A 17,524-nucleotide genomic window follows, 5' to 3' on the forward strand; every position below is an offset into this window, starting at 1 on the left:
CATGGCTGCCGCACACATTGCCCAGGATCACTGGCTGGACCTCAGTGAGCTGCTGCGTGAACTGCTGGCCCAGGGCCGCATCAGCCAGGATGCCGCCGAACAGGCCCTCAGCACCCGACGTCATGGCACCAGCACCCCCTTGCATCCCCTGGAACTGATTGCCAGTCAGCATCTGCCGGACTTGCAGCGTCCCGGCCAGCATCTGGACCTGGACAGCCTCACCGCGTGGCTGGCCCGGCACGCCGGCCAGCCCTACCTGCGCATCGACCCGTTGCAGATCGACGTCGCCAGCATCACCCCGCTGATGTCCTGCGCCTTCGCCCAGCGGCACAAGATCCTCGCCGTGGCGGTGGATGCCCAAAGCGTCACCGTGGCCAGCGCCCAGCCCTATGTCAGCGCCTGGGAGGCCGATCTGGCCCATGTCCTCAAGCGCTCGATCCACCGGGTGGTGGCCAGCCCGGTGGATATCCAGCGCCTGACCCTGGAGTTCTATCGCCTGGCCAAATCGGTCAGCGGGGCCAGCAGCGAGCAAAGGACAAGCGGCCCGGGCAACCTCGAGCAACTGCTCAAGCTCGGGGCCAGCGACCAAGAGCCGGATGCCGACGACGCCCACATCATCAACATCGTCGACTGGCTGTTTCAGTACGCCTTCCAGCAACGGGCCAGCGATATCCATATCGAGCCCCGCCGCGAGCACGGCACCCTGCGCTTTCGCATCGACGGGGTGCTGCACGGCGTCTACCAGTTCCCGCCCCAGGTGACCCTGGCCATCGTCAGCCGCCTCAAGAGCCTGGGACGGATGAACGTCGCGGAAAAACGCAAACCCCAGGATGGCCGGGTCAAGACCCGTACTCCCGAAGGCAGCGAGATCGAGTTGCGGCTCTCGACCCTGCCCACGGTCTTTGGCGAAAAGTTGGTGATGCGCATCTTCGACCCGCAGGTGCTGCTCAAGGATTTCGATCAGCTGGGCTTCGGCGCCGACGACCTGAACCGTTGGCAAGCCATGACCGCACAGGCCCACGGCATCATCCTGGTGACCGGCCCCACAGGCTCGGGCAAGACCAGCACCCTCTACACCACCTTGAAAAAGCTCGCGAGCCCCGAGATCAACCTGTGCACCATCGAAGACCCGATCGAGATGATCGAGCCGGCGTTCAACCAGATGCAGGTGCAGCACAATATCGACCTGAGCTTTTCCAGCGGCGTGCGTGCGTTGATGCGCCAGGACCCGGACATCATCATGATCGGCGAGATCCGCGACCTGGAGACCGCCGAAATGGCTATCCAGGCTGCACTCACCGGGCACCTGGTGCTCTCCACCCTGCACACCAACGATGCCCCCGGAGCCATCAGCCGCCTACTGGAACTGGGAGTGCCTCACTATCTGATCAAGGCCACCCTGATCGGCGTCATGGCCCAACGCTTGCTGCGTACCCTGTGCCCCCACTGCAAGGCGCCCGCCGCCCTCGCCCCGGATGACTGGCAGAGCCTGACCTCCCCCCGACAATTGCCGCTCCCGCCCCTGAGCAAAAAGGCCGTGGGCTGCGCAGAGTGCCGTGGCACCGGCTATCACGGACGTACCGGCGTCTACGAAATCATGCCCTTGAGTACCCCGCTCAAAGCCCTTGTTCGAGACGACCTCGACCTCGCCGGCCTGCGTCGCCAGGCTTGCAACGACGGCATGCGCAGCCTGCGCCTGGCCGCCGCACAAAAGCTTGCCGATGGCCTGACCAGCCTGGAGGAAGTGCTGCGGGTGACACCTCAAAGCGAAAACCAGTAACCAGGCCCCGCTCGCCCGGAGGCGAACCCCAAGTGCTGGGCTACGCTTTAACCACCGCCAAGACAAGCAGGAAGCCAGGCATGAATATTCGTCACAACATGATCGCCTCCGGGGTTCTCAGCCTGCTGGCCATTGCCCTGGTAGCCGGCCTCGGCCTCTGGGGACAGTCACGCCTGGCCAAGGCCCTGCATGACAATGAAGTCAATGCCAATGCCCTGCGCAATCACCTGGAAGCCGACATGATGCACGACGCCCTGCGGGCCGATGTGCTGGAGGCTCTGAGCAGCGAACCCGGCGACAGCGCGGCCGCAGAGGAGGTGCGCAACAGTCTGCGCGAACACGGCGATTGGTTCCGCAAGGCCCTGGCGGAAAACGCCCGGCTGCCCCTGGCGCCGGATATCCGCGATGCCATCAGCGAGTTGCAGCCGGTCCTGGAAAGCTACATTCATGCGGCCGAAAGCATAGCCGAACAGGCCCTCAAGGACCCCCAGGCCGCGCGCCTGCAAATGCCGGAGTTTTCTCAGCGTTTCAGTGAAGTGGAGGCCCGCAACTCGGCACTGAGCAGCAAGATCGAAGCCGCTACCGCACAGACCAGCGCAGACAGTGAAACCGCCGTACGCCAAGCCGCCTGGTGGCTGATCGGCGGCAGTCTGATTGCCGCCCTGGCCCTGTGCCTGTTGACCCGCCAGTTGCTCATCCGGGTCCTCAAGCCCCTGGAAAAATCCGTCGCCACCGCCCGGGCCATCGCCCAGGGCAACCTGACCATGCCCATCAGTGTCGACAGCCGGGACGAAGCCGGCCAGTTGCAACAGGCCCTTGGCGAAATGCAGGACAACCTGCGGCAGATGATCACCACCATCCGCCATGAGAGCGAGGAGTTGCGGGGGCGTTCCCACAGCCTCAGCGACACCTCGCTGGGCATCGCCGACGGCGCCACCGAGCAGGCCGACGGCGCCACCGACATGGCAGCAGCCATGGAGCAGATGATCAGCAACATTGCCCAGGTCGCCGAGCACGCCCGCAACGCCCAGGGCATTGCCGCCCAGTCCGAGTCCCTGGCCGGCAGCGGCGGCCAGGTGATCCTCGGGGTCGTGGACGGCATGAGCCACATCGCCGAGGCGGTGAACCAGTCGTCCCAGAGCATTACCGCCCTGGGCCAGTCCTCGGAGGAGATCCATTCGATCATCCAGGTGATCAATGGCATCGCCGAGCAGACCAACCTGCTGGCCCTGAATGCAGCCATCGAAGCGGCCCGGGCTGGCGAGGCCGGACGCGGATTCGCCGTAGTCGCCGACGAGGTGCGCAACCTGGCGGCGCGCACCGCGCAATCCACCCGGGAGATCACCGGCATGATCGAGCGCATCCGTGAAACCACCGAGCAAGCAGTGAGCAGCATGCAAACCGGGGTCAGCCGGGTCAGCGACGGGGTGCACATGGCCCAGCAAGCGGGGACTTCGATCAACGAGATTCGCCAGGGTGCCCAACGTTCGGCGCTGATGGTGGAAGAGATTTCCCACACCATCGGCGAGCAGTCCAAGGCCAGCAGCGAAGTGGCGCAACGGGTGGAGATGATCAGTCAGGTAGCCCGGCGCAACAGCCAGGCCATGCGTGAACTGACCCAAACGGTGGAGCAGATGGAAAACTCTGTGGCGACCCTGCAAACCTCGGTCACCCGCTTCCAGCTTTGAACCTTGCGGCGTGCCCGAATCGCACCGGTGATGTGTGTCCTGATGATGCAAGGACCAAGGTATACCGGCGCCGGGCCGGGCACCGCCGTACACTCGTGCTCCTCGAGCCCTTGAGCAATGACTGAACAGGTGAATGTTATGCAGATCGGAAGCGTACTGTTACTTTTTGTCGGCCTTGCGGTGGCCCTGGTGTTCATGGGTTTCAAGGTCGTGCCCCAAGGCTACCAGTGGACAGTGGAGCGCTTTGGTCGCTACACCAACACCCTCAAGCCGGGGCTGAACATCATCATTCCGGTGATGGACCGCATCGGTCGCAAGATCAACGTCATGGAAAGCGTGCTGGACATTCCCCCTCAGGAAGTCATCACCGCCGACAACGCCACAGTGCAGATCGATGCCGTGTGCTTCTTCCAGGTGGTCAACACCGCCCAGGCGGCCTACGAGGTCAACAACCTTGAGCACGCCATCCGCAACCTGCTGCAGACCAATATCCGTACTGTGCTCGGTTCCATGGAACTGGACGCGATGCTTAGCCAACGTGACGGCATCAACGAGAAACTGCTGCGAACCGTTGACGAAGCCACCGCACCCTGGGGGATCAAGATCACCCGTATCGAGATCAAGGACATCAGCCCGCCTGCCGACCTGATGGCGGCCATGTCTGGGCAGATGAAGGCCGAACGGGTCAAGCGCGCCCAGATCCTCGAAGCCGAAGGCCTGCGGGCAGCGGCCATTCTGACCGCCGAAGGCAAGAAGCAGGCGCAGATTCTGGAAGCCGAGGGTGAACGTCAGGCAGCCTTCCTTGAGTCCGAAGCCAGGGAGCGCCAGGCCGAAGCCGAGGCCCGGGCGACCCAGGTGGTATCCGAGGCGATCGCCAGCGGCAACGTCCAGGCGATCAACTACTTCGTCGCGCAAAAGTACATCGATGCCCTGGGCAAGCTGGCGTCGGCCAACAACAGCAAGGTGATCCTGATGCCACTGGAGGCCAGCCAGGTGATAGGCGCCGTGGGCGGCATTGGCGAAATCGTCAAGGCCACGTTCGACGGCAAGAAGGTCTGAGGCCCGATCCATGTTGGCATTCCTGCACGCCCTATCGTTCTGGGACTGGCTGGCCCTGGGCACCGTATTGCTGATTCTCGAAGTGTTCGGTGCCGGCGGCTACCTACTGTGGATCGGCCTGGCGGCTGCCGCGGTAGGGGTCCTGACCTTTCTGATTCCCGGCCTGACCTGGGAGGTGCAGTTCCTCCTGTTCGGCCTGTTATCAGTGTTGACCGCCCTCTACTGGTGGCGTCGCCAACGCAGTGTGGTGCGCCCCAGCGACCAGCCAAACCTGAACCTGCGCGGGCAGGAGCTGGTCGGCAAGACCTTCGTGGTGCATCAGGCGATCGTTGACGGCCGTGGCCGGATCAAGGTCGCCGATGGGGTGTGGATCGCCAAGGGCGCCGACGCGCCTGTGGGTGCCCGGGTGCGCGTGATTGGCCAGGAAGGCGCCATTCTGCTGGTCGAAAACCTTGACTGATGGGTCACGGAACTCAGCTGGGGTATCTAGAATCAAACGGTGCAGATAACCCCCAGTTGGAGTCACCCATCATGCGTCTGAAAATAGCTGTCGCCACCCTTGCCCTGCTTTCTCTTCCCGTTGGTTCGGCAATGGCCGACACCTTCTGGCGTAACGTCATTTCCTCCGGCGCCACCACCGGCTCCACTTACCTGACCTTCAAGGATCACAAGCTGATCGTCGCCGCCCAGGACGACGCCGGCAGCTTCGTCGCCAGCGAAGGCAGCATTCGCGGCCCGTACCTGGAAGCCGCCATGCAGAAAGTCCGCGCCGACAATCCCGGCCTCAAGGCCACTGACATGGAACTGGCCAACGCGATCCTGGCGAAGAACGCCGTCGCACAGGAGTAAGGATCGTCCCAGGGATGGCTGACAGAAAACGCCGACCTCAGGGTCGGCGTTTTTTTTCGCCCGAATGACACGCTAGGCTCTGCCAGAAGCCCGGGCCACCGCCGCCAGGCCAGCCAGGGCATAGCTCATCATGTGTTCGATCAGGGCCGGCGGGTCCAGCTCCAGGCCGGGCAGTACATTGCGCGCCAGCGGCTGATGGGCGATCAGCAGGAACAGGCAGGGCGCGAACACACTGACGGCACTGCGCAACGTGGCCGGGTCTTCCGGCGACAGGTGCATGATTTGGCCGAGAATGGTGCGCACGATCTTCGCCTTGGGGAACGCCTGTTCCTCCAGGACCGCCGGCAGCACCGACGAGGGCGACAGCAGCTCGCGGGTCAGCACTTTCAGTGCCCAGCCCTCGCGCTGATTGTTCAGCCCCTCGATCAGCACAGTGATGATCGCCCGCAGCTTATCTTCGGCACTGTCCTGGCTCTCGCTCAGGCTGATCATGGTCTCGATCCGCACCAGGCGATCGTGGGCTTCGCGCAGCACCGCCCGGTACAGGCCGTCCTTGTTCTCGAAGTGATAGTTGACCGAGGCGTTGTTGGCCTTGGAGTTTTCGCAAATCTGCTTGCTGGTGGTGTTGGCGTACCCCAGCTCGGCAAAGAGCTGGCCAGCCGTTTCCAGGATCTGCTGGCGAGTTGCCTGGCCATCCTGACGCGGCGCACGGGCCGCAGCAGGCGGCGGGGAAGCGGAAACGACCATAGACGCTCTCACTAAGTTAAATTCAAATTTGACTTTTGTTTATGGACTGCTTAGCTACAAAGCGCCAGTTTCTCGTTCAACTCCGCAAGCGGATTGCACGAACGTGGCGGCTACTCGTCAATTCACGCCAAAGGATATCAGCATGGAAGCGCGCATCATGACTCCCTTCACCTACTTCTCACTGCCCATGCAGAAGCTGTTCCTGCGTAACCAGGTGGCCATCCGGAACAAGCCCTACGCCAAGTATTTCCGTTCGGAAATGCGCGTGCCGCTGTCCGCTGTACGCAAGATCCAACAAGGCCCGATGGACCTGAAAGATACCCTGACCCCAAGCGTCGAGGACATCAATCGTCTGCTCGACCCGGACTTCGTCAGTGAGGAGTCCGGCTACGCCCTGCTACCGGGGCCGATGGCTTATGTGCAAAGCCGCAAGTTCTTCCCCGGCTGCACCGCACAGATGTTCAAGTGGTGGTTCATGTGGCACCCGGCGGAATCGGAGCGCTATACCCTGTGGTTCCCCTACGCCCATGTCAGCAACCCCTGCGTGAACCATCAGCGCCTGAGCGACGAATCCTTGAGCTTCGAAGAGCGGCTGTATGGCAACACTTTCTGCGCATCGGAGTATGTCGGCGATCGCCTGATGCACTTGCACATCGATTTTCAGGAACCAGCCAGCCTGGGCCTTGACCCTGATCTGTATCGCGAAGCGAAAATCGACGGCAGCGTCAGTGCCTTGATGAGCCTGGCCGATCACCCAGAGGTGCCGGTGTCATTGATGGTGCATCTGTTCAAGGAGGTGCCGGGCGGCATGTACCTGACCAGCCGTTACTGGGTCGGATCGCACCCATCGATGGCCCGCTTTCCCGGAGCTGAAAAAGCATCGGCGCTGCTCAAGGAAAGTGGCTTTGGCGAAGCCGAGCTGGAAACCCTGGCCTATGAATTTGCCGTGCACGATATGTGCGAGTTCAATCATCTGGCCAGCTTCCTGCCGGACCTGTATCGGGAGTTCGGCGCGACTTCAGCCTGAAACAACAGCCATTAAGCCCGCACAACTCAAGGGCTTAATGGCTGGCAATGGATCAACGTGGCGTATCAGGACAAACACCGTTGATCAGCAGAGAAGTGAACTCCTCAATGTCCTGTTCCGCGGTCAACTGCTCGGTCAGCAACCGATACCAGCAAAAACCAAAAATCATATCCAGGAGCAATTCACGGTTGGTGTCCTTGGGGAGCTCGCCATTGCTGATGGCATTTTCCACCAGCTTTTTCGGCAACTCCCTTCTGCGCTCCATGAATTGATCCTTGAGCTGGGTCAATGTTGCTGGATCCAACTGCGCTTCAGCGATGACACAGCGGAAAGCCTCTCCGCATATGGTTTCTCGCCAGACTTTCCAGAGATTGTGTAGCAAAAAGTCGAGATCAGCCTTGAACGAGCCGAGATCAGGAAATTTTCTGACCTGTTCACTCTCGTTTTCATAAACTTCCGCGATCAATGCCGCCTTGTTCGACCACCACCGATAGATCGTTGGCTTGCTGGCACCCGCCCGGCGTGCGACGGACTCGATACTAAGCCCGGAATAACCGCATTCCTTAAGGATTTCGATGGTGGAACTGAGGATGGCTTTATGGGTATGGGGACTTCGCAACGAGCCGATGGAGCTGCGAGATGGGGTACGAGCCACAATAAAAAATCTCCAGGCAGGGCGCTTGACAAACGCAACGCAGGGTATAGGATTCCTCCGAATCGAAATGAAACGGTCCGTTTCGTTTCATTCTTGAAAGAATCATGAACTTCTTGTACCGATCTATCTAGTTTTTAAAGTATCTCATTAGGGTTGAGTAAATCAGGCCCTGCAACTGCGAGTTCCTCGGATTCGAGGCTGCGGCCCGCTTCCCAAAAAGAGACTAGATCGTTTGAAATTATTACTAAACGAAACGTTCCGTATCATAGCATAGAGAGGTTAAGAAAAACAGCTTTCGAGTGGGTTTTCCCCTATTCGGAGTCTGCTGTCCCCCTCCTCTAGGCCGCCGGTTTATGCGGTGTCGCCACGAGACAGGCAGCAAAATTGTTTTCCGTATGTTTCAAGGGTGCTTCTGAGCAGGCACGACCCAGTTTTCTCAAAAAGAATGGAATCAAGAGGAAAATGAACGTGAAAAAAGTAGGCATTGTCAGCTATGGCGCGGGTATTCCGGTATGCCGCCTCAAAGTCCAGGACGTGATCAACGTCTGGAAAAACACCGAGCTCAAGCTGGTCGAGGAAAACCTCGGCGTCACTGAAAGAGCCGTGCTGCAGCCCGATGAAGATGTCATCACCCTCGGTGTGCTGGCGGCGCAACGGGCCCTGGATAAAGTCCCCGGCCATGAGCTCGAAGCCCTGTACCTGGGCACCTGCACCAACCCCTACGACTCGCGAGCCTCGGCTTCGATCATCCTGGAAATGCTCGGCAGCGGTTACGACGCCTATTGCGCCGACGTGCAGTTTGCCGGCAAGTCCGGCACCTCCGCCCTGCAGATCTGCCAGGCCCTGGTGGCCTCCGGCATGACCGGCAGTGCCCTGGCCATCGGCGCCGACACCATCAACCGCAACACCGCGCCGGGCGACCTGACCGAGTCCTATGCTGGAGCCGGCGCCGCCGCCCTGCTGATCGGCAATCAGAACGTCATCGCCGAGTTTGACGGCAGTTTTTCCTGCGCCGCCGATATCGCCGACAACATCCGCCCCCAGGGCGATCGCTACATTCGTTCCGGGATGGGCCTGGGCTCGGACAAGAACAGCATCGGCCTGGAAGATCAGACCCGCCGCGCTGCCGAGGGCCTGATGGCCAAGCTGCGTACCAGCGCCGCCGACTATGACTACGTGGTGTTCCAGCAGAACCTGGTGTCCACGCCCTATTCCCTGGGCAAGCACCTGGGCTTCAACACCAAGCAGATCGAACCGGGGATCTACGCCGGCGATGTGGGTGACACTGGCGCCGCCAGCCCGCTGCTCGGCCTGATCAACGTACTGGACCAGGCCCGTCCGGGGCAGAAGATCCTCATGGTGTCCTATGGTTTCGGGGCCGGCAGTGACGCCATTGCCCTGACCGTCACCGACGCCATCGAGCAGTACCAGAAGCACAACAAGCCCCTGCGCGAACTGCTCGAAGCCAAGACCTATGTCGATTACGGCACCTCCATCAAGTACGAGTTCAAGTACCTGCGGGCTGACTACGCCCTGACCGCCTACCTCTGATTACGCCTGTCTACGCAAGGAGCATGTACATGTGCGCACGTCGTGTTGCAATCGTTTCGGCCGCCTATACGCCGAAGCCCGGAAGTTCACGAGTTCGGCAGACGTTCAAGGAAATGATCGTCGAGTCCGCCTATAAAGCCCTCAAGGACGCCAAGATGCACCCCCGGGAAATCCAGGGGGTCGCCTATGGTTATCACGGTGAAGGCATTTCCGAATATGGTGGCCTGGGGCCGACCATTTCCGACGCCCTGGGCATCAGCCCGGCGCCGACCTTCATGAGCACCGCCAACTGCACCAGCAGCTCGGTGTCGTTCCAGATGGGTCACCAGATGGTCGCGTCCGGTGAATACGACATCGTCCTGTGCGGCGGTTTCGAGAAGATGACCGATCACTTCAACTACGCCGAGTACATCGGCTCCAGCACTGAATGTGAATACGATTACTTCCTCGGCATCTCCCACACTGACGCCTTCGCCCTGGCCACCGCCGAGTACTTCCAGAAGTTCGGCTACGCCGGTCGCGAGGCTGATGTACTGGCCACATTTGGCCGGCAGATGCGCGTCTATGCCCACAACACCCCGACCGCCACCCGCTATGGCCAGCCGATTCCCACCCTGGAAGCGCTGAAGAACAGCGAAGCCTGCGGTTCGATGCTGGCCTGGGGCGAAGCCAGTGGCTGCGCCATCCTGGTGGCTGAACACCTGGCCCACAAGTACACCGACAAGCCGGTGTTCGTGCGCGGCTGTGCCTACACCGGGGTCTCACACTACTTCGGCACGCGCTTCCACAATCCGACCCTGCATCACCCGGGCCTGCCCAAGGACGTGGGCATGGCCGTCTCGGCCAACTCCATCGCCTGCGCGGAAATTGCCTACAAGAAAGCCGGGATCACCGCCAAGGACATCGACGTGGCACAGGTCTACGACCTGCTCGGCGCCGGGCTGATCCAGATGGAATCCATGGGCATCTGCGGCAAGGGCCAGGCCGGCGACTTCGTACTCGAAGGCGGCATCGCCCTGGACGGCCAACTGCCACTGAACACCGACGGCGGCAACATCGGCCGCGGCCACGCCTCGGGCTGCGACGGCATCCTGCACATCACCGAGCTGTTCCGGCAACTGAGGGGCGAATCCGACAACCAGGTCAAGGGCGCACGCATCGGCGTGTCGCAGAACCTTGGCGGTTATGCGGCGCACAACTCAGTGATTGTCCTCTCGAACGACTAAGGAGCCCGGACCATGTCCATGTACCCAGAACAGATCCACAGAATGACCACCGCCAGCATGCTCCGCGAATGGCGCGAGCATGGCGGCAAGTACCGCCTCGAAGGCAGCCAGTGCGAAGAGTGCAACGAGATCTTCTTCCCAAGGCGCACCGTCTGCGGTGCCTGCAATTCCCTGAGCGTGAAGCCTTACCGCTGCAAGCGCACGGGCAAGATCGAAGTCATGGCCCACGCCGAAAACCCGGTCCTGGCCGCCATGGGTTATGGCGAAACCGTGCCGCGCGTCATGGCCATGGTGCGCCTGGACGACGGCCTGGTGATTGCCTCGGAGATTGTCGATGTCTGCGATCCACAGCAGCTGAAAGTCGGCGCGCCAGTGCGCATGGTGATTCGCAAGCATGTGCGCGAAAGCAACTTGGCCTGGCAATACGCTTATAAGTTCGTACTGGATATATAAGTTGTTATTCAAGGTGCCTTTATATAAGGCACCTTGAAGTTAGCCATTAAAATAAAATCCAACTTAAAAGTTACATCAACGGCCGCTTCGCGCCTCGAAGTTGCCTTAAGGTCCTGATTTCCTTTAGGGCCTACAGATTCCTGTGCCTATGAACGGGGACTTTCCCCACCCCTTAACTTATTGGCTTACTTAGAGCCAAGGACCCATCATGTCTACTCTTTGCCTCCCACACGTCATGTTTCCGCAACACAAGATCACCCAGCAACAGATGGTTGATCACCTGGAAAACCTGCATGCCGACCATCCGCGCATGGCCTTGGCCAAGCGCATGATCGCCAACACAGAAGTCAACGAGCGCCATCTGGTGCTGCCGATCGACGAACTGGCGGTACACACCGGCTTCACCCACCGCAGCATCGTCTATGAGCGTGAAGCCCGGCAGATGTCGTCGGCGGCGGCGCGCCAGGCCATCGAGAATGCCGGGTTGCAGATCAGCGACATCCGCATGGTGATCGTCACCTCCTGCACCGGTTTCATGATGCCGTCGCTGACCGCGCACCTGATCAACGACCTCGGCCTGCCCAATTCCACCGTGCAACTGCCCATCGCCCAGCTGGGCTGCGTGGCCGGTGCCGCGGCCATCAACCGGGCCAACGATTTCGCCCGGCTCGATGCTCGCAACCATGTGCTGATCGTATCCCTGGAGTTCTCTTCGCTGTGCTATCAGCCAGACGACACCAAGTTGCATGCCTTCATCTCCGCGGCCCTGTTCGGCGATGCGGTGTCGGCCTGCGTGCTGCGCGCCGACGACCAGGCTGGCGGTTTCAAGATCAAGAAGACCGAGTCGTTCTTCCTGCCCAAGAGCGAGCACTACATCAAATATGACGTGAAGGACACCGGCTTCCACTTCACCCTGGACAAGGCGGTGATGAATTCCATCAAGGACGTGGCGCCGGTGATGGAGAAGCTCAACTACGAGACGTTCGAACAGAACTGCGCGCACAACGACTTCTTCATCTTCCACACCGGGGGACGCAAGATCCTCGACGAGTTGGTGATGCACCTGGACCTGGCCTCGAACCGGGTCTCGCAATCGCGCAGCAGCCTCTCGGAAGCCGGCAACATCGCCAGCGTGGTGGTGTTCGACGTGCTCAAGCGGCAGTTCGATTCCAACCTGAATCGAGGCGATATCGGCCTGCTAGCAGCCTTCGGCCCAGGCTTCACTGCGGAAATGGCCGTCGGTGAGTGGACCGCCTGACGGGAAAACCTGCGTCTGTCCGACCTGACGTTGCCGGGCTGTAAGGCAACGTCAGGCCGCACCCTCACGGCGCGCCGCGCCGGGTTCATGGTTTTCAAGGAAGCAGAGCGATGAACGCTGGAATACCAACCACGGCTGCCGACAGCCGTTACGAAAGATCCATGGTGCTGTTGCTGTCACTGAGTTTCGGGCTGGTGGGGCTGGATCGCTTCATCATCCTGCCGCTGTTTCCGGTGATCATGCACGACCTGCAACTGGACTATCAGGACCTGGGCTACCTGTCCGCCGCGCTGGCCTTCACCTGGGGGCTGTCCGCCCTGGGCATGGGCGGCGTGATCGAACGCCTGGGCACCCGCCGCGTGCTGGTGGCCTCGATTGCCGTGCTGTCGCTGCTGTCCGGCTTCTCCGCGCTGGCCACCGGCGTGCTGGGGCTGGTGATCCTGCGCGGGTTGATGGGCATCTGCGAAGGCGCCTTCACCCCGACCAGCATCATTGTCACCAACGAAGTCTCGCGCCCTGACCGACGCGGGCTGAACCTGGGCATCCAGCAGGCGCTGTTCCCGATTCTCGGCCTGTGCCTGGGGCCACTGATCGCCGCCTACCTGCTGCAGCTTTCCGGCTCGTGGCGGGCGGTGTTCGCCATCATTTCCCTGCCGGGCCTGCTACTGGCCGGCTACCTGTGGAAGGTCTACCGGCCGTTGCCGGCGCCCTCCACCGCGGGCCTGCCCGGCAGCGCCGGGCGCAACTGGCTGGCGGCGTTCAAGAGCGGCAACGTCAGCCTGAACATCCTGATCATGTTCTGCATCCTCACCTGTCAGTTCGTGCTCTGCGCCATGCTGCCCAGTTACCTGACCGACCACCTGCACCTGGAAACCCTGTCCATGGCCTTTGTCATCTCGGCCATCGGCCTGGGCGGTTTCATCGGCCAATTGATCATTCCCGGAATGTCCGACCGCCTCGGACGCAAACCGGTGGTATCGGCCTGTTTCATGACCAGCAGCACCCTGGTGGGCCTGCTGATCGTCAGCCCGGCGATTCCCTGGCTGCTGTTTCTGCTGTTGTTCCTGCTGTCGTTTTTCAATTTCAGCCTGATCTGCATGACGGTCGGCCCGCTGACCAGTGAATCCGTGGCCCCGGCCCTGCTACCGACGGCGACCGGGATTGTCGTGGGTTTCGGCGAAATTCTCGGGGGCGGGCTGTCCCCGGCCGTGGCCGGGTTTGCCGCCAGCCATTTCGGCCTGCCGTCGATCCTATACGTGGCCCTGAGCGGCAGCCTGATCGGCTTGCTGATGTCATTTCTGCTCAAGGAAAGTGCCCTCGAACCTCGCCGGACGCGAGCCCCCGAGCCGCTGCCCATCCTCCCCGCCCCCTTGCCCCTGAAGGACTAGAGAATCATGGACGATTACCTGCTGTTGCTGGATGTCTGCCACAAGGAACAGCGCGCCATCGGGCTGTTCGACTTTCACAATGGTCGCAGCATGCATGCCCTGTCCGAACACGGCGGGTTATACGAAACCCTGCATTTCTGCGCCCGCCGGCACCTGGATTGGAGCGAGTACCTGCGCAGCCTGCCAGCCCATCCGCAACAGCCTTCCGAGGGACACCCGCAAGGGCCGCTGCGTCCGCCACTCAAACCCAGCGACAGCCTCCTGGCCCAGGTCAGCGAGGTCAGCCTGAACACCCCGAACACCCGCCAGGGCTGGTTCTACAAGGGCAACGGCAGCCTGCTCAAGACCGACGGCGAGGCGCTGATGATCCCGTATCACGCCCTGAGCATTTGCAGTCAGCCAGGCGTGTTCTGCGTGTATCTGGTGGACCACTTCAAGCAACTGCGCTTTGTCGGCTTCAGCCTGGGTCATGACATCCATGACCCGCTGCTCAGCCGCCAGGACGCCAGTTCCTGCGCACAATCACGCCTGCGCCAGTGCGCCATCACTCCGGCGCTGATCCTCGGCGAGCTGCAGAGCAGCCTGTCACTCAATGTACGGGTTGAACGCCAGGGCGTGCAGTTGTCCTACCTCAGCTATCGTCTCGATCTGCAGAACTGGTGGGCGATCCGCAAATACTCCCAGGCCTTCCTCGAACAGCATGAGCAGTTCCTGCAACCGGGCATGGTCCACTACGTGTTCCACAGTGCCTGCCGGCGCGAGAGCGAACTGCAGTTGCAACACGGCGACTGGCTGGACCTGGACTGCCCGGAACTGGAACTGGGCCTGAGCAACCAGGTCATCGAAGAAGAGCTGCTGCACCTCTATCCCCTGGACACTCACCCATCCCGGCGCAACACCCAAGGCAGTCGTCCGACGCGGCTACGCCACCCCTACTGAGGCGAGTTCAGCGGTAGGCCTGCACCGGGACGCAGGCGCAGAACAGGTTGCGATCGCCGTAGACGTTGTCCACCCGGTTCACCGCAGGCCAGTACTTGTGGGCCCGGGCATGACCACTGGGCAGCACCGCCTGCTCGATGCTGTAGGGCCGCTCCCAGATCCCGGTGATGTCCGCCAGGGTATGGGGCGCGCCCTTGAGCGGATTGTCCTCGGCCGGCCAATTGCCCTCCTGGACCTGGGCGATCTCGGCACGAATGCTCAGCATGGCCTCGACAAAGCGGTCCAGCTCAGCCTTGGACTCGCTTTCGGTGGGTTCCACCATCAGCGTGCCCGGCACCGGGAAGGACATGGTCGGGGCATGAAAGCCGTAATCCATCAGACGCTTGGCCACATCCTCCTCGGTAATCCCGGTCAGCGCCTTGAGCGGCCGCAGGTCGAGGATGCATTCATGGGCCACTCGGCCATTACGCCCGCTATAGAGCACCGGGAAGGCGCCGCTGAGCTGGGCGGCCAGGTAGTTGGCGGCGAGGATCGCCACCTCGCTGGCATCCGCCAGTTGCGGCCCCATCAGAGCGATGTACATCCAGCTGATGGGCAGGATACTGGCGCTGCCCCAGGGCGCCGCGCTGACCGCGCCATTCTCTGCAAGCGGCCCGTCGATGGGCACCACCGGGTGATTGGCGACAAAGGGCGCCAGATGGGCTCGCACGCCGATCGGCCCCATCCCCGGCCCACCGCCGCCATGGGGAATGCAGAACGTCTTGTGCAGGTTCATGTGCGAGACATCGGCGCCGATGTCCGCAGGCCGAGTCAGGCCCACCTGGGCATTGAGGTTGGCGCCGTCCATGTATACCTGGCCGCCGTGGCTGTGGATAACTTCACAGATCTGGCTGATGCCCTCTTCATAGACGCCATGGGTCGAGGGGTAAGTGGCCATCAGGCAGGACAGCCGATCACCGGCGGCCTGGGCCTTGGCCGTCAGATCCTCCAGGTCGACGTTACCGGCCTCATCGCATTCGACGATCACCACCTGCATCCCGGCCATTTGTGCCGAGGCCGGGTTGGTGCCATGGGCCGAGGCCGGTATCAGGCAAATGTGCCGCCCGCCTTGCTGGCGGCTCTCGTGGTAACGACGAATGGCCAGCAACCCAGCGTATTCGCCCTGGGCACCGGAGTTGGGCTGCATGCAGATGGCATCGAAGCCGGTGATGGCGCACAACCAACGCTCCAGTTCCTCGATCATCAAGGTGTAGCCGACGGCCTGCTCCCGAGGGGCAAAGGGGTGCAGGTTGGCGAATTCCGGCCAGGTGATGGGGATCATTTCGCTGCTGGCATTGAGCTTCATGGTGCAGGAGCCCAAGGGGATCATCGACTGGTTGAGCGCCAGGTCCTTGTTCTCCAGTTGTTTGAGGTAGCGCAGCATCTGGGTTTCGCTGTGATGGGCGCTGAACACCGGATGGGTCAGGTAGGGGCTGCGGCGCAGCAGGCTGTCAGGAAGACCCGAGGCCAGCACCTCGGCATCCAGTTCGGCGACGTCCAATCCATGGTCCGCGCCGAGAAACACGTCCAGCAGCCGGGCCACGGTGGTTTCGTCACAGGTCTCATCGAGGCTCAGGCCCAACTGGCCACGGCCGAGAATTCGCAGGTTGATCTGCAGCGCCTTGGCGCTCTCGATGATCGCGGTCTGGCTGCCACCCACCTCCAGGGTCAGGGTGTCGAAAAAGTGCCGGTTGACCCGCGTTATGCCGTGGCGCTCAAGGCCCGCAGCGAGGATGCAGGTCAATCGATGCACCCGCTGGGCAATGCGCTTGAGGCCAGCCGGACCGTGATAGACCGCATAGAAGCTGGCGATGTTGGCCAACAATACCTGGGCGGTGCAGATGTTGGAGTTGGCCTTCTCGCGGCGGATATGCTGCTCGCGGGTTTGCAGGGCCATGCGCAAGGCCACCTGCCCGCGGGCATCCTTGGACACGCCGATGATGCGCCCGGGCATCGCCCGCTTGTACTCGTCGCGACAAGCGAAAAACGCTGCATGAGGACCGCCGTAGCCCATGGGCACGCCGAAGCGCTGGGAGGAGCCCAGGACCACATCGGCCCCCAGCTCGCCGGGCGGGGTCAGTACCAACAGGCTGAGCAGATCGGTGGCCACACAGGCCAGGGCCTGCTGGGCATGCAACTGATCGATCAACGGCCGCAGGTCGCGGATCTCGCCGTGGGTATCCGGATACTGCAACAGCGCGCCAAACACCTGATGCGCGGGCAAGTTATCCACAGCATCGACCATCACCTCGAAACCGAACCCCTCGGCCCGGGTGCGCACCACGGAGATGGTCTGGGGATGGCAGTGTTCATCGACAAAAAACAGATTGCTCCTGGACTTGGCCACGCGCTTGGCCAGGGCCATGGCTTCGGCCGCTGCGGTGGCCTCGTCCAGCAAGGAGGCGTTGGCCAGATCGAGGCCGGTGAGGTCGATGGTCATCTGCTGGAAATTCAGCAGGGCTTCGAGTCGGCCCTGGGCGATTTCCGGTTGGTAGGGCGTGTAGGCGGTGTACCAACCGGGGTTTTCCAACACGTTGCGCAGGATCACCGTCGGCGTCAGGGTGCCGTGGTAACCCATGCCGATCAGGCTGGTCCAGACCTGATTCTGCGCGGCATACCCCTTGAGCTTGGCCAGGGCCGCCTGCTCATCCAGCGCCGGTGGCAGGTCCAGGGCGCGATTGAGGCGGATGCCCGGCGGTACCGTCTGCTCGATAAGCTCGATCCGACTCCCCAGCCCGAGGCTGGCAAGCATCGCCTGCTGCTCCTCGGCATCAGGCCCCAGGTGCCGGTGGAGAAATGCGTTGGGCTCGCGTAACTGGCTCAGGGATGGCGACGGGGACATGGCAGGCTCTCTCCGATAAGCGG

At 61.8% G+C, this 17,524-nt stretch carries 15 protein-coding genes and 1 pseudogene; 13 read left to right on the forward strand and 3 right to left on the reverse strand.

Annotated features, from left to right (window positions below; translation table 11 throughout):
- The first annotated feature begins 1 nt into the window (after position 1).
- The 6 genes and pseudogenes from PFZ56_RS04165 (at position 2) to PFZ56_RS04190 (ending at position 5,376) form a co-directional block, all read left to right on the forward strand.
- Entirely contained in the window at positions 2–1,780 is a 1,779-nt protein-coding gene (locus PFZ56_RS04165; protein WP_170001755.1) for a GspE/PulE family protein, read from the forward strand.
- A gap of 506 nt (positions 1,781–2,286) precedes the next feature.
- Positions 2,287–2,565: pseudogene (locus PFZ56_RS04170) on the forward strand (methyl-accepting chemotaxis protein); the annotation flags it as partial.
- A 198-nt stretch (positions 2,566–2,763) separates the two neighbouring features.
- Positions 2,764–3,468: a methyl-accepting chemotaxis protein gene (locus tag PFZ56_RS04175; protein WP_394304644.1), complete on the forward strand. Its 705-nt coding sequence runs from the start codon at positions 2,764–2,766 to the stop codon at positions 3,466–3,468.
- Between the two features lie 138 nt (positions 3,469–3,606).
- Entirely contained in the window at positions 3,607–4,527 is a 921-nt protein-coding gene (locus PFZ56_RS04180) for an SPFH domain-containing protein (RefSeq protein WP_102862164.1), read from the forward strand.
- Positions 4,528–4,537: 10 nt separating this feature from the next.
- Entirely contained in the window at positions 4,538–4,987 is a 450-nt protein-coding gene (locus tag PFZ56_RS04185; protein ID WP_102862165.1) for an NfeD family protein, read from the forward strand.
- A 71-nt stretch (positions 4,988–5,058) separates the two neighbouring features.
- Complete coding sequence (locus PFZ56_RS04190; protein WP_016966055.1) at positions 5,059–5,376, forward strand: DUF2388 domain-containing protein; 318 nt, start codon at positions 5,059–5,061, stop codon at positions 5,374–5,376.
- A 72-nt stretch (positions 5,377–5,448) separates the two neighbouring features.
- Here PFZ56_RS04190 and PFZ56_RS04195 read toward each other — a convergent pair whose 3' ends face one another.
- Positions 5,449–6,123 (reverse strand): TetR/AcrR family transcriptional regulator, encoded by a 675-nt coding sequence (locus tag PFZ56_RS04195; RefSeq protein ID WP_102862167.1) that lies wholly within the window; start codon positions 6,121–6,123, stop codon positions 5,449–5,451.
- 142 nt (positions 6,124–6,265) lie between these two features.
- Between PFZ56_RS04195 and PFZ56_RS04200 the strand changes: the two genes are divergently transcribed.
- Positions 6,266–7,150 (forward strand): DAPG hydrolase family protein, encoded by an 885-nt coding sequence (locus PFZ56_RS04200; RefSeq protein WP_102862168.1) that lies wholly within the window; start codon positions 6,266–6,268, stop codon positions 7,148–7,150.
- 52 nt (positions 7,151–7,202) lie between these two features.
- Here PFZ56_RS04200 and PFZ56_RS04205 read toward each other — a convergent pair whose 3' ends face one another.
- Positions 7,203–7,805 (reverse strand): TetR/AcrR family transcriptional regulator, encoded by a 603-nt coding sequence (locus PFZ56_RS04205; RefSeq protein ID WP_102881225.1) that lies wholly within the window; start codon positions 7,803–7,805, stop codon positions 7,203–7,205.
- Between the two features lie 462 nt (positions 7,806–8,267).
- Between PFZ56_RS04205 and PFZ56_RS04210 the strand changes: the two genes are divergently transcribed.
- The 6 genes from PFZ56_RS04210 (at position 8,268) to PFZ56_RS04235 (ending at position 14,620) form a co-directional block, all read left to right on the forward strand.
- Positions 8,268–9,356: a hydroxymethylglutaryl-CoA synthase gene (locus tag PFZ56_RS04210; RefSeq protein ID WP_222933639.1), complete on the forward strand. Its 1,089-nt coding sequence runs from the start codon at positions 8,268–8,270 to the stop codon at positions 9,354–9,356.
- Between the two features lie 29 nt (positions 9,357–9,385).
- Entirely contained in the window at positions 9,386–10,582 is a 1,197-nt protein-coding gene (locus PFZ56_RS04215) for a thiolase family protein (protein ID WP_016966051.1), read from the forward strand.
- A gap of 12 nt (positions 10,583–10,594) precedes the next feature.
- A complete protein-coding gene (locus PFZ56_RS04220; protein WP_102862172.1) occupies positions 10,595–11,035 on the forward strand; it encodes a Zn-ribbon domain-containing OB-fold protein in 441 nt (146 codons plus the stop codon).
- 208 nt (positions 11,036–11,243) lie between these two features.
- The gene (locus PFZ56_RS04225; RefSeq protein ID WP_102862173.1) at positions 11,244–12,293 is read left to right on the forward strand and encodes a type III polyketide synthase; all 1,050 of its coding nucleotides are present in this window, start codon (positions 11,244–11,246) and stop codon (positions 12,291–12,293) included.
- A gap of 110 nt (positions 12,294–12,403) precedes the next feature.
- Positions 12,404–13,681: an MFS transporter gene (locus PFZ56_RS04230; protein ID WP_102881226.1), complete on the forward strand. Its 1,278-nt coding sequence runs from the start codon at positions 12,404–12,406 to the stop codon at positions 13,679–13,681.
- A gap of 6 nt (positions 13,682–13,687) precedes the next feature.
- On the forward strand, positions 13,688–14,620 hold the full coding sequence (locus PFZ56_RS04235; protein WP_170001751.1) for a fumarylacetoacetate hydrolase: 933 nt from the start codon (positions 13,688–13,690) through the stop codon (positions 14,618–14,620).
- Positions 14,621–14,627: 7 nt separating this feature from the next.
- Here PFZ56_RS04235 and gcvP read toward each other — a convergent pair whose 3' ends face one another.
- Entirely contained in the window at positions 14,628–17,501 is a 2,874-nt protein-coding gene (gene gcvP, locus PFZ56_RS04240; RefSeq protein WP_170001749.1) for an aminomethyl-transferring glycine dehydrogenase, read from the reverse strand.
- Positions 17,502–17,524 lie beyond the last annotated feature (23 nt).

The organism is Pseudomonas danubii, from assembly GCF_042980055.1.
Classification (GTDB): Bacteria; Pseudomonadota; Gammaproteobacteria; order Pseudomonadales; family Pseudomonadaceae; genus Aquipseudomonas; species Aquipseudomonas danubii.

Bases quoted from the DNA above. Each gene is read 5' to 3' on its own strand.
- PFZ56_RS04165 (WP_170001755.1), top strand. From the start codon at position 2: ATGGCTGCCGCACACATTGCCCAGGATCACTGGCTGGACCTCAGTGAG.
- PFZ56_RS04175 (WP_394304644.1), top strand. From the start codon at position 2,764: ATGATCAGCAACATTGCCCAGGTCGCCGAGCACGCCCGCAACGCCCAG.
- PFZ56_RS04180 (WP_102862164.1), top strand. From the start codon at position 3,607: ATGCAGATCGGAAGCGTACTGTTACTTTTTGTCGGCCTTGCGGTGGCC.
- PFZ56_RS04185 (WP_102862165.1), top strand. From the start codon at position 4,538: ATGTTGGCATTCCTGCACGCCCTATCGTTCTGGGACTGGCTGGCCCTG.
- PFZ56_RS04190 (WP_016966055.1), top strand. From the start codon at position 5,059: ATGCGTCTGAAAATAGCTGTCGCCACCCTTGCCCTGCTTTCTCTTCCC.
- PFZ56_RS04195 (WP_102862167.1), bottom strand. From the start codon at position 6,123: ATGGTCGTTTCCGCTTCCCCGCCGCCTGCTGCGGCCCGTGCGCCGCGT.
- PFZ56_RS04200 (WP_102862168.1), top strand. From the start codon at position 6,266: ATGGAAGCGCGCATCATGACTCCCTTCACCTACTTCTCACTGCCCATG.
- PFZ56_RS04210 (WP_222933639.1), top strand. From the start codon at position 8,268: ATGAACGTGAAAAAAGTAGGCATTGTCAGCTATGGCGCGGGTATTCCG.
- PFZ56_RS04215 (WP_016966051.1), top strand. From the start codon at position 9,386: ATGTGCGCACGTCGTGTTGCAATCGTTTCGGCCGCCTATACGCCGAAG.
- PFZ56_RS04220 (WP_102862172.1), top strand. From the start codon at position 10,595: ATGTCCATGTACCCAGAACAGATCCACAGAATGACCACCGCCAGCATG.
- PFZ56_RS04225 (WP_102862173.1), top strand. From the start codon at position 11,244: ATGTCTACTCTTTGCCTCCCACACGTCATGTTTCCGCAACACAAGATC.
- PFZ56_RS04230 (WP_102881226.1), top strand. From the start codon at position 12,404: ATGAACGCTGGAATACCAACCACGGCTGCCGACAGCCGTTACGAAAGA.
- PFZ56_RS04235 (WP_170001751.1), top strand. From the start codon at position 13,688: ATGGACGATTACCTGCTGTTGCTGGATGTCTGCCACAAGGAACAGCGC.
- gcvP (WP_170001749.1), bottom strand. From the start codon at position 17,501: ATGTCCCCGTCGCCATCCCTGAGCCAGTTACGCGAGCCCAACGCATTT.